Genomic DNA, 11,719 nt, shown 5'->3' with positions numbered 1-11,719 from the left:
CAGAAAAAGTAATACTATTTGCTTCATATTCTTCAATAATAATTATTATATTCTGAAAAAGGTGATCATGCATGGAATTCTCTAAAAAACTACAGCAACTACCCACTCAATTTTTTGCAGCACTCGTACAAAAAGTAAACTTGGCTCTAGAAGAAGGGCGTGATGTCATTAACCTTGGGCAAGGAAATCCCGATCAGCCAACGCCTACTCACATCATTCAAGCATTACAGGAAGCGGCTGAAAATCCTCAAAACCACAAATATTCACCATTTAGAGGTCTCGCTGAATTACGCCAAGCTGCTGCCGACTTTTATCAACGTGAATATCAGGTAGAACTAAATCCAGATACAGAGGTAGCGATTCTCGGTGGAACAAAAATTGGTCTAGTTGAGCTACCTTTAGCAGTGTTAAACCCTGGTGACACGATGCTCTTACCAGACCCTGGCTATCCAGATTACCTATCAGGTGTCGTACTAGGAGATGTCAATTTTGAAGTGATGCCACTTTTTGCCGAAAACGATTTCTTACCTGATTATGATGCATTACCTGATGAAGTGAAAGAAAAGGCAAAGCTTCTTTACTTAAATTACCCGAACAACCCTACAGGAGGTACAGCATCACTTGCGTTTTTTGAAGAGACTGTTCGCTTTGCGAAGGAACACAATATTATCGTATCACATGATTTTGCTTATGGGGCAATAGGATTTGACGGTAATAAACCAGTTAGCTTCCTTCAAGCAAAGGGTGCAAAAGAAGTAGGAGTTGAAATGTATACATTATCGAAAACCTATAATATGGCTGGCTGGCGTATAGGCTTCGCTGTAGGGAATGCCGAGATTATTGCTGCTATTAATCTTATTCAGGATCATCTGTTTTGTAGTCAATTCCCTGCCATTCAACAAGCCGCAGCAGTAGCACTGACAGCTTCCCAACAATGTTCGGATGAACTACGAGCTACTTATGAGCGTCGCCGCAATGTACTCATTGAAGAAGCTCGACGAATTGGCTGGCATGTTACGGCTCCAAAAGGCTCCTTCTTCGCATGGCTTCCTGTACCACTAGGCTATACAAGTGAACAGTTTGCTGATCTTTTGCTCGAAAAAGCTGATATCGCTGTAGCAGCAGGTAATGGCTTCGGTCAATATGGTGAAGGCTATGTACGCGTAGGGTTGCTAGTTAGTGAGGAGCGCTTACGTGAAGCAATCCATAGAATCGAGCAATTACAATTGTTTAATAGATAATGATGAGGGCGTATCCTGTAGCTATCCCTAGCTACAGGATCATTAATATTTTTCAATTTTCCTTGGTTGCCCTAAATCATTTTCTAATGGATAAAATTGAGCATGACCTGTTTCATCATCCCATTTTCGAATATGTTGAATACCTTGTACCTCTGCCAACACGATGTCAACAGTAATAACAGGGTTTCCCCCTTTTATTAAATGCCCACCCGATACAACACCCCATTGATCGCTCATAGAGCCATGGAAATGTGTCTCATATCCACCATCTCGTTTACACACCACACCTGAACCTTGAATAAATTCTAATGGTCCCTCTTTTTCCATCACATCACTAAAACGAACTTGAATTTGAGCTGTTGCATCTGGCACTAAATAAACAAAGCTACTTTTTTGAAAGCTGCCAATACAGCTTACAATTGTGGCTGACTCTATATTATTCTCTTCGCAAAGCGCTTCAATCCCTTCAATGATATCTGTTCCCGTTAGAAAACGAGCACTAATAACCTTACCAAATGAACCTATACCATAATTAACTCTTACAGACATTGTTATCCCTCTTTTGCGTCGAAATATTATAATTATATAAAAAATTTAAAAATTATTTATTGACTTACTATACCCTATAAATTATATTAGTTCTATCGGAATTACAAAAAAATATTATAAATCTCTTATCAAGAGTAGCTGAGGGACTGGCCCTATGAAGCTCGGCAACCTCCTTTTTTAAAGGAAGGTGCTAAATCCTGCAAACGAACTTCGTTTGATAGATAAGAGAGGACATCTTTTCATGAGCCTCTCTTAATTTGTAAGAGAGTTTTTTTATTTTCAAAAAACCGATAAAAACAATCTTGGAGGTATTTTCATGAAAAAGAAAAATAAATTTTTAGTAGGTTTAGCAAGTCTAACATTAGTAGCAGCTTTAGCAGGCTGTGGCTCTAAAGAAGATAGTAAAAGCCAAGCTGAAGGAATTGATGAAAAGAAAATCGTTGTAGGCGTCACTTCTGGTCCACACGAACAAATTGCAGAAGTAGCCGCTAAAGTAGCAAAAGAAAACGGGCTAGAAGTAGAGCTAAAATCATTTTCTGACTATGTTTTACCTAATACATCCTTAGCTGAAGGTGATCTTGATGCGAACAGCTATCAACACGAGCCTTTCCTGGATACATTTAATAAAGATCATGATACAGATTTAGTACCAGTGGGCAAAACGATTTTAAATCCAATGGGTATCTACTCTGAAAAATATAAATCCTTTGATGACATTCCTGACGGTGCAACGTTTGGCTTACCAAATGACCCAACGAATGGAGCGCGTGCCCTCTTTGTTTTACAGGAAGCTGGCTATATTCAGTTAAAAGATGGCGCAGACTTAACAGCCTCGATTCGTGATGTAGAAGAAAACAAAAAGAATTTAAAATTCATTGAATTAGAGGCAGCTCAAATTCCTAAACAACTTAGTGAAGTAGACGTAGCAGCTATTAATACAAACTTTGCATTAGAAGCTGGTATTAACCCTAAAGATGACTCTATTTTATTGGAATCTACTGATTCTCCATACGTGAACTATATTGTTGTACGTGCTGAAAATGAAAATGATCCAACAATTAAAAAATTCGTTGAGGCTTACCAATCTGATGAAGTACGTCAATTCATCGAAGAAGAATTCAAAGGTTCAGTAATCCCTAGTTGGTAATACATTCAGGAAGCTTCTATAAAGCCGAAGAATCTGTCGAAATTCCTCTATAGGAAAACGAGCAGATTCTTGCTTTTTAGAAGGTGGAGAAAGGAGCAAACAGTCGCATGATTCAATTACAAAATATCTCAAAAGAATTCAAGTCGAAAAAAGGCATCATAAAAGCTGTGGATGGCATCAATCTTCACGTAAAAAAGGGACAAATTCATGGTGTAATCGGCTATAGTGGTGCTGGTAAAAGTACACTCATTCGTTGCGTTAATCTACTCGAACGTCCTACAGCAGGAAAAGTAGTGATAGACAATGTAGACATTACGACCCTTTCTCTTCAAGAATTACGTCAAACACGCCAAAAAATCGGGATGATCTTCCAGCACTTTAATCTATTAAAAACAGCAACAGTTTACAATAATATTGCAGTTCCATTAAAGCTTCTAGGCTATAAAGAGGCAGAAGTAAAAAAACGAGTAGCTAAGTATGCTGAAATTGTCGGTTTAACAGATAAACTAGATAGTTACCCAAATCAACTTTCAGGTGGTCAAAAACAGCGTGTGGCTATTGCACGTGCCTTAGCACAGGAACCAGAGATTTTACTTAGTGACGAAGCAACAAGTGCACTTGATCCTGAGACAACGGAAGCCATTCTTGAATTGTTGTTAAAAATTAATCGTGAATTAGGCATTACGATTCTGCTCATCACACATGAAATGAATGTAATTCAAAAAATTTGTGATGAGGTTTCTGTTCTAGAATCAGGGAAAGTTGTGGAATTTGGCACAGCGATTGAACTTTTTGCGAAACCGAAGCACCCTACAACGCGAAAGTTTTTAAATACAATTTCACAACGTAATTTATCCCCCTCTCTTATTGAGCAATTAAATGTTTCAGGAAGTGTAATCCGTTTAACATTCCTTGGTGAAAGTACTGGTAAGCCATTATTAGCAGAAGTCACTAAGGTATACGATGTGCAACCAAATATTTTAACAGCTAATATTATTGAATTAAAAAACGGTATTGTCGGCAATATTGTGGTGCATTTACATGGCGAAACGCAGATTGTCCAAAAGGCGTTAACGTATTTTTCAGAAAATGGCGTGGCAGTGGAAGAATTAGGAGGTGCGTTCAATGAGTAGTATCCAAAGTTTCTTTACAGATTGGTCAGATGTAATTGGCAAAGCAATTATCGAAACATTTCAAATGGTCGGAATTTCATTGTTGTTCTCCATTCTGATTGGTATTCCATTAGGGCTATTAATCGTTTTAACACGACCAGGACAATCCTTTGAAAATAAATTTTTCTATCAGTTTTTTAATCTATTTATCAATATTGTTCGCTCTGTTCCATTTATCATTTTATTATTCTTCATCTTACCTTTTACCAAGTTAATTGTAGGTACAACAATTGGTGTTAAAGGTGTAATCGTTCCGCTAGTTGTTTACACAGCTCCTTATATTGCACGACTGATGGAATCTGCGCTATTAGAAGTGGATTCAGGAGTAGTAGAAGCCTACACAGCCATGGGTATTAAACGTCGCCATATCATTTGGCATGTCCTATTACGTGAAGCTCGACCATCTATTATATTAGGCTTAACGATTGCCACAATAGGATTAATTGGTGCAACAGCAATGGCAGGAATGGTTGGTGCTGGCGGTTTAGGTGACCTTGCCTATCGTTATGGTCATTTACGCTATGAGGTTGATGTGATGTATGCAACTGTCTTTATCTTAATCATCCTTGTGCAGAGCATTCAATCCATCGGTAACCGCTTCGCCGCGAAGTTGAAAAAAGACTAATAGGAGAATGAAGATGACAAACGAAATTTATGTAGAGAAGTATGGCTATATTGCAACGTTAGTATTAAATCGCCCGGAAAAACGGAATTCTTTATCAAGGGCAATGTTTCAAGCCATAGTAGACCAACTAGAGCTGCTCAGTGTAGATTCTTCCATCAAACTTTTAATTGTTCGCGGTGTCAATGAAGTAGCCTTTTCTTCCGGTGCAGATATTACCGAGTTTTTAGATGTTCGTTATGCTACAGACAATGCCAAAGCCTATAATGAATTGGCTCTAAAGGCGATCGATGCTCTCTATAAATTTCCACACCCGACAATTGCTATGATTCAGGGCTTAGCAATTGGTGGTGGCTTAGAGTTAGCAAACGCTTGTGACTTTAGAATAGCAACACCTAAGAGTAAGCTAGGCATCACCGCTGCAAACATAGGTATTGTCTATAATTTAGAAAGTACAAAACGTCTCATCAATATTGTTGGTGTCGCTAAGGCAAAGGAAATTTTGTACACAGCTACTATTTTTACAGCTGAAGAAGGAAAAAATATTGGTTTAATCACGGCCCTCCACGAACCAGAGGATATTGATGAGGCGACATTGCAATTCGCTGAACATTTATTAAGTAAATCATCCATTGCAAACACAGGCATCAAAAAAATTATCCAGGCAATTGTTGATGGTGAAAATGAAGAAAATGATGCGTTGGCACAGTTAGTTTTGGATTCATTTAGTTCAGACGATTATAACGAAGGTATTCAAGCCTTTTTAAATAAAAGAAAGCCTATTTTCAATAAATAAGTGAGGTTGTAACGATGACAAACATAACTGATGGCGATCTACTCTTAAAAAATATAACTGCACAAGCCCCCTTCCCCATTTGCTTTGCAGATTTAGAAAAGGCCGTAGCGGAAAAAATCGAAGCTGGACCTTATGGCTATATCCGTTCAGGTGCTGGCGGTGAACAAACACTGCGCAATAATCGAGCAGCTTTTGAGAAGTATTCCATTGTTCCCCGTTTTTTAAATGATGTGTCAAACGTTGATACATCCGTTCATTTGTTTGGTAAAACATACCCAACTCCTTTGCTTTTTGCTCCTGTGGGCATGAACGGAATGGTTCACGATGAAGGAGAACTTGCCGTTGCACGTGCTGCCCAGTTTTTAAATATCCCTTATATACAAAGCACTGTTTCCACTTTTGCTCTTGAAGAAGTTGCTCAAGCTGCGCCTTCTGCAACAAAATGGTTTCAATTATATTGGTCTACTAATGAAGAAATTGCTTTTAGTATGGCTGCACGTGCGGAGGAAGCTGGATTTGAAGCGATCGTTTTAACTGTCGACACCGTAATGCTTGGCTGGCGTGAAGAAGATGTACGCAATCAGTTTTCACCATTGAAGTTAGGCTATGCAAGAGGAAATTATATGAATGATCCCGTTTTTACAGCCTCTTTACCTGATGATTCATTCGAGTCCTATGTACAAGGTGTCTTGCAAAATGTCTTCCACCCAAAACTTAATTGGGAGCATGTTCGAGAGTTAAAAAAACGTACAAATCTTCCTATATTATTGAAGGGAATTTTACATCCTGAAGATGCAAAGCTAGCTATTGACAATGGTATTAATGGCATTATTGTATCAAACCATGGTGGCCGTCAATTAGATGGCGTGATTGGTTCACTGGAGGCCCTTCCCGCTATTGCGAAAGTTGTGAATGGACAAATTCCTATTATATTAGATAGTGGTGTATATCGTGGCATGGATGCCTTAAAAGCACTTTCTTTAGGAGCGGATGCCGTTGCAATAGGACGTCCTTTCGTCTATGGACTAGCCCTTGAAGGACAACAAGGCGTCGAAAAGGTGATGACCAATCTTTATGATGAATTAAAGGTTTCTATCGCATTAGCCGGTGCCACCTCTGTCAAAGGATTACGCAACATCACATTAGTCAAACAGGATGGGACTGAGGGTAAATGAAACAAGCATTACAAGGATTAAAGGTTGTCGATTTATCACAAGTCTTAGCTGGTCCCTATTGCACCATGGTATTAGCAGATATGGGTGCAGAAGTTATCAAAATTGAAAAATACCCAAATGGAGACGATACCCGTACAATGGGTCCATTCGTTAATGAAGAAAGTCATATGTATATGATGGTTAATCGTAATAAAAAAGGTGTCTGCATCAATTTAAAAACTACTGAGGGACTGGCTTTATTTAAAGAATTGATTCAATCTGTTGATGTACTTGTGGAAAATTATCGACCAGGTGTCACGAAAAAGCTTGGTATCGATTATGATACATTAAAAGCCATCAATCCAGGCCTAATTTACTGCTCTATTTCTGGTTATGGTCAAACAGGTCCATATAGTCAAAAGGGTGGCTATGATATTATGGCTCAGGGTCTGAGTGGCTTAATGCATATGACAGGTGAAGCAGATGGCCGACCTGTAAAAGTTGGCTTTGCGGTGAATGATATTGCTGCTGCACAAACAGCCTTACAATCCATTTTAATGGCCTATATTTATAAGCTTCGTAGTGGCGAAGGTCAATATATTGATGTGTCCTTAGTGGAGTCAGGTCTTGCGTGGACTGTTTGGGAGGCCGCTGCTTACTTCGGAAAGGGTGAGTTACCTGAGCGAACTGGAACCGCCCATCGTGTGTCAGCGCCCTATCAAGGTTTCAAAACACAGGATGACTATATTCTAGTAGGTGCTGGCAATCAAAAGCTATGGGAGATTTTTGCCGTAAAAGTTGTCAATCGACCTGATTGGTTAGACAATCCTCTCTTTGCTACCAACTATTCACGTGCCCAACATGTGAGGGAGCTGGAAGCAGAAATTGAAAGCGAGCTAATCAAGCATAAGGCTTTCTACTGGCTCGAACTATTGGATAAGCACGGTGTACCATCTAGTCCAATCTATTCCTATGACCAAACATTAAATGACCCTCATATACTAGAGCGTGACATGGTACTGTCCTATGAGCACCCGATTGCTGGACCAATGAGAACATTGGGCTTCCCAGCTAAGTTTTCACAAACGCCTGGACAGCTAACAAGTGCAGCACCTACATTAGGTCAACATAATGAAGAAATTTTACAGGCATTAAATATTTCTGATCAAGCTATTCAACAGCTCAAGGCAGGAAAAATAATTGGGTCAAAATAAAGAAATTGTCTATTTTTAGATAAGATCGCTATCAGTTAGATTTAAGCTTCTATCGGTCACTTTTTTGGTTCTATCCTTCACTTTTTCTTTTCTATCATGCAAAAAAGGCTTCCCCATCCATGAGGAAGCCTTTTTCTTATTGAATAACGCCTAATTCACGACCAACCTTCTCGTAAGTCGCAATTGCATCATCAAGCATTTCTTTTGTATGTGCCGCTGTTGGCATATTCCGAACGCGACCTGTACCTTTTGGAACTGTTGGGAAGACAATCGATTTTGCATAAACGCCTTCTTCAAATAAACGTTTTGAAAATTCCTGTGTTAACTTTTCATCCCCAATGATGCATGGTGTAATTGGTGTTTCAGACGCACCAATATTAAAGCCAAGCTTCTCAAGCCCCGCTTTTAAATAATTACCATTATCCCACAGCTTATCGTGTAGCTCTGTTGAATCAATCAGCATTTGCACGGCTGCTGTAATAGCGGCTACATCACCTGGTGGTAATGCTGTTGAAAATAGGAATGGGCGTGAGCGAACTTTTAGCCAATCAATTAAATTTTTCTTACCTGCTACATAGCCACCTACTACACCAATAGCTTTTGATAATGTACCAATTTGGAAATCAATTTCTTTTTCTAATCCAAAATGCTTCACAGTTCCTTTTCCTTTACCTGTTACACCCGAACCATGTGCATCATCCACATACGTAATTAAATCAAACTCTTTAGCTATTTCCACAATTTCAGGTAATTTAGCAATATCACCATCCATTGAAAAGACACCATCTGTGATAACCATGATTTTATTGTATAAACCTGATTCCTTTGCCGCTTTTGCCTTTGCACGTAAATCCTCCATATCAGAGTGATTAAACGCGATGATTTTTGCCTTCGATAAGCGACATCCATCAATAATAGAGGCATGGTTTAATTGATCAGATAGAATGGCATCATTTTTATCCATTACAGCAGAAATAGCTGCCATATTACAATTAAATCCAGATTGATAAGAAATAGCCGCTTCTGTTCCTTTAAATTCAGCAAGCTTTTCTTCTAATTTTACGTGCAAGTCAAGTGTCCCGTTGATTGTACGAACAGCACCTGCTCCAACACCGTATTTATCAATTGTCTCTTTGGCAATACGCTTTAATTCTTCATTTGTTGCTAAACCAAGATAGTTGTTAGAGGATAAGTTAACAAGATTTTTGCCACGGACCTGAATAATTGGACCATTTGCTCCCTCTACTGGATCGATTTCATTGTATAAGCCTTGTTCATGTAGGGCTTGTAGGTTTTCATCTAAAAATGCATTCAATACTTTTGACAAGCGTATCATCCTTTCCTAGGAAAACTGTTCTCGCTCCTAGTTTAGCACATGCAAGCCATTAGCTACATTACTTTGTTAATCTTTCGAATAGTGGCGCTGTTTTTTCGCGCCATAAAGAAGCCGACAGACAATTATCTAATAAACGACGAACAGTATATTCAGCTTCTGCATATCGTTTAGAATGGCCCATTGCATCCTGTATAGCCTCTTTGTATTGTGCTCGCACTGCCTCGATTGCAGTTTCTGCTTCCTCTGAAAGCGTACAATGTTGACCAATATCAAATATCTTATCCCCTAACCTACCATCCTCTGGATTAAAGATATGAGGCTCTGTGCTATCAAAAATACAGAAATTGAGCTCTGGGATAATGACCATATCCACAGATCCTGCATCTAAGCCACACCAAACAATTTGTGCATCAAGCCCTCTTGCATTTGCTTCATCTGCTAAGCTTTTCATTAGTGAAGATTTGCCTGTACCTGGCTTACCTTTAATCATAAAGCGAGTCGTGATACTTTTGGTGATACTATCCACTGTATTTTCCGCACCTCTAGGAGTTAACGTTCCCAGTAAACGATGTGTCCGCATACCTGTTTTATTTAGAACAATGGATTGGAACACATCCGACTTTAAATTTTCCACCTGTTCATTTAATGCCTGCCAGTCCATACAGCTTTGTGTAACAACCTCCCAGTCATCATGTAGCTTAATTGCTTGATTCAGTTTCGCTATGCATTTTTCACGCCATGTTACACGCTCTTGCATGGCCTCTGCAAGCTGTTCTCCAATCTTTTTAAGCTGTAGGTCCTCTAAACAATCGTAGAAAGACATGACACGATGCTTTGTACCGAGTAAAGTTGGCTCAATATTCCACTCAGATGCCCATACAAAAAGTCTGTTACAGCCTTTTATATAAACGGCCTCAACAACCTCCTCTAATAAAGCATGCTTAAACCACTCGACAGCAAAACCCTGTTTTACATAGAAGTATCCAAGTTCTTTTAACAGTTCTGAACCTTTAAATGTGGCAGGCCCTTGCAAAAAATAAACGAGAGACGCCTCTTCCATCATTTCTTTATATAAATGCTTCACACCTTGGCCAGTCAATGCGTGTCCAAAATAATACGTTACATTTCCGTTCAAATGTTGTTCCTCCTTTAGCTTGTGCCCTGCATTATATGAAAGAACGCTAAAAAAAATGAAAAGCTACTTCTATCCTTTACAGATCTAAGTAGCTTCTTGGTTTAATAGAATGGCTTTATGCCCTCCATATTTCCAATACATTTCATCAATATTTTACGACAATACGGTAATGAATATTGCACAATATAGCCTGAAGTTAAGGCAATCAATACTGTCCCTACTCCAACTGGTCCTCCTAGAAGCCAGCCCACAATGGTTACAAGTACTTCAATTCCCATTCTCGCTGTTTTAATAGATCCACCAAACTTTTCGACAAGTATCATCATTAAGGTATCCCTTGGTCCTGCGCCCATATTCGGTGCAATATACATCCCACAGCCAAAGCTCAAAACAAATAAGCCAATAATAAAATATGTAATTTGTAAGCCATATACATCCGTCGAGGGTAACATCCAGTTAAATACATCAATGAACGAGCCAATTAACAGCATATTGAGCCAAGTACCTATCTTTGGCCATTGACGCAATACAATGGATGTTGAAGCAACTATAAAGAGTCCTGTTACAATAGACCATGTGCCAATACTTAACCCAAAATTTTGAAATAGACCTACATGTAAAACATCCCACGGGCTTGTTCCAACAATTTTCCCCTTTATCGACATCGTGATGCCAAGTGACATCACCATTAAGCCACCAATAAAAAAGGTCCAACGCCACCCCATTATTCTACGCATTCCTTATCCTTCTCTCTATGAATAATATTGCTATTACTGTATCATACTTTCAACCAAAATTAAGATAAGTGTTTGAACTAAACCGTTTATCTTACCACATAAAAAACTACCCATTCTCTCACTCATGGGTAGTTGTAATTGAGGCAAGTTGTGCCTTTGTTATATTCTTCAGATCTTCTATTTGTACATGAATTTGCATACCAATTTTCCCGGCACTAACGATTATACTACCTTGTTCTTGAGCAGATACATCGATGACCGTTGGATATAACTTCTTCATCCCTACTGGTGAACATCCACCGCGAACATAACCAGTATGGCTAAGTAGATCTTTTACCGCTAACATTTCAATTTTCTTTTCCCCAACTACCTTCGCGGCTGCTTTTAAGTCTAGCTCTTCAGCTACTGGAATTACAAATACAAATAACCTTTGGGCACTTGCTTTTGCTACTAATGTTTTAAATACCCGAGCAACAGGCTGCCCTATTTTCTCAGCTACAGAAACACCATCTACTTGACCATCCCCTGTTTCATATTCCATCACATCAAAATGAATTTTTTGTTGTTCTAATAAACGAATCGCATTCGTTTTCGCATACTTTGCCTTTGCCATGTC

At 38.9% G+C, this 11,719-nt stretch carries 12 protein-coding genes and 1 riboswitch; of the genes, 7 read left to right on the top strand and 5 right to left on the bottom strand.

Going from position 1 to position 11,719, the window contains the following annotated elements; genetic code table 11:
* Nucleotides 1-71: 71 nt before the first annotated feature.
* Entirely contained in the window at nt 72-1,241 is a 1,170-nt protein-coding gene (locus NP781_RS24960) for a pyridoxal phosphate-dependent aminotransferase (RefSeq protein WP_221679125.1), read from the top strand.
* A 42-nt stretch (nt 1,242-1,283) separates the two neighbouring features.
* On the opposite strand, the gene NP781_RS24955 is transcribed toward NP781_RS24960, so the two are convergent.
* Nucleotides 1,284-1,790: a PPC domain-containing DNA-binding protein gene (locus tag NP781_RS24955; protein WP_257521075.1), complete on the bottom strand. Its 507-nt coding sequence runs from the start codon at nt 1,788-1,790 to the stop codon at nt 1,284-1,286.
* 122 nt (nt 1,791-1,912) lie between these two features.
* Nucleotides 1,913-2,018, top strand: a riboswitch (SAM riboswitch).
* Nucleotides 2,019-2,106: 88 nt separating this feature from the next.
* Here NP781_RS24955 and NP781_RS24950 point away from each other — a divergent pair.
* The 6 genes from NP781_RS24950 (at nt 2,107) to NP781_RS24925 (ending at nt 7,895) form a co-directional block, all read left to right on the top strand.
* Complete coding sequence (locus tag NP781_RS24950; RefSeq protein WP_221679123.1) at nt 2,107-2,937, top strand: MetQ/NlpA family ABC transporter substrate-binding protein; 831 nt, start codon at nt 2,107-2,109, stop codon at nt 2,935-2,937.
* Nucleotides 2,938-3,044: 107 nt separating this feature from the next.
* The gene (locus NP781_RS24945) at nt 3,045-4,070 is read left to right on the top strand and encodes a methionine ABC transporter ATP-binding protein (protein ID WP_221679122.1); all 1,026 of its coding nucleotides are present in this window, start codon (nt 3,045-3,047) and stop codon (nt 4,068-4,070) included.
* On the top strand, nt 4,063-4,734 hold the full coding sequence (locus NP781_RS24940) for a methionine ABC transporter permease (RefSeq protein WP_004225517.1): 672 nt from the start codon (nt 4,063-4,065) through the stop codon (nt 4,732-4,734). Before NP781_RS24945 ends, NP781_RS24940 begins: the two co-directional genes overlap by 8 nt.
* Before the next feature lie 13 nt (nt 4,735-4,747).
* Entirely contained in the window at nt 4,748-5,527 is a 780-nt protein-coding gene (locus NP781_RS24935; protein ID WP_257521074.1) for an enoyl-CoA hydratase/isomerase family protein, read from the top strand.
* Between the two features lie 14 nt (nt 5,528-5,541).
* Complete coding sequence (locus NP781_RS24930) at nt 5,542-6,702, top strand: alpha-hydroxy acid oxidase (RefSeq protein ID WP_221679119.1); 1,161 nt, start codon at nt 5,542-5,544, stop codon at nt 6,700-6,702.
* A complete protein-coding gene (locus NP781_RS24925) occupies nt 6,699-7,895 on the top strand; it encodes a CaiB/BaiF CoA transferase family protein (RefSeq protein WP_257521073.1) in 1,197 nt (398 codons plus the stop codon). Before NP781_RS24930 ends, NP781_RS24925 begins: the two co-directional genes overlap by 4 nt.
* Nucleotides 7,896-8,031: 136 nt before the next feature.
* On the opposite strand, the gene NP781_RS24920 is transcribed toward NP781_RS24925, so the two are convergent.
* The 4 genes from NP781_RS24920 to ybaK all read right to left on the bottom strand — a co-directional run bounded on the left by NP781_RS24920 (nt 8,032) and on the right by ybaK (nt 11,716).
* Nucleotides 8,032-9,231, bottom strand: coding sequence for a glycine C-acetyltransferase (locus NP781_RS24920; RefSeq protein WP_257521072.1), 1,200 nt, complete (start codon nt 9,229-9,231; stop codon nt 8,032-8,034).
* Nucleotides 9,232-9,289: 58 nt separating this feature from the next.
* The gene (locus tag NP781_RS24915) at nt 9,290-10,366 is read right to left on the bottom strand and encodes a nucleotide kinase (RefSeq protein ID WP_257521071.1); all 1,077 of its coding nucleotides are present in this window, start codon (nt 10,364-10,366) and stop codon (nt 9,290-9,292) included.
* 101 nt (nt 10,367-10,467) lie between these two features.
* Nucleotides 10,468-11,103 carry a YczE/YyaS/YitT family protein gene (locus NP781_RS24910; protein ID WP_004225524.1) on the bottom strand — a complete coding sequence of 212 codons (636 nt, stop codon included), beginning with the start codon at nt 11,101-11,103 and terminating at the stop codon, nt 10,468-10,470.
* Between the two features lie 118 nt (nt 11,104-11,221).
* Entirely contained in the window at nt 11,222-11,716 is a 495-nt protein-coding gene (ybaK, locus tag NP781_RS24905; RefSeq protein WP_004225525.1) for a Cys-tRNA(Pro) deacylase, read from the bottom strand.
* Nucleotides 11,717-11,719 lie beyond the last annotated feature (3 nt).

Origin of the sequence: Lysinibacillus sp. FN11 (assembly GCF_024628845.1) — a bacterium.
Classification (GTDB): domain Bacteria; phylum Bacillota; class Bacilli; order Bacillales_A; family Planococcaceae; genus Lysinibacillus; species Lysinibacillus capsici.
Note: the sequence above shows the minus strand (reverse complement) of the source record. Positions and strands in the feature narration are given on the sequence as shown.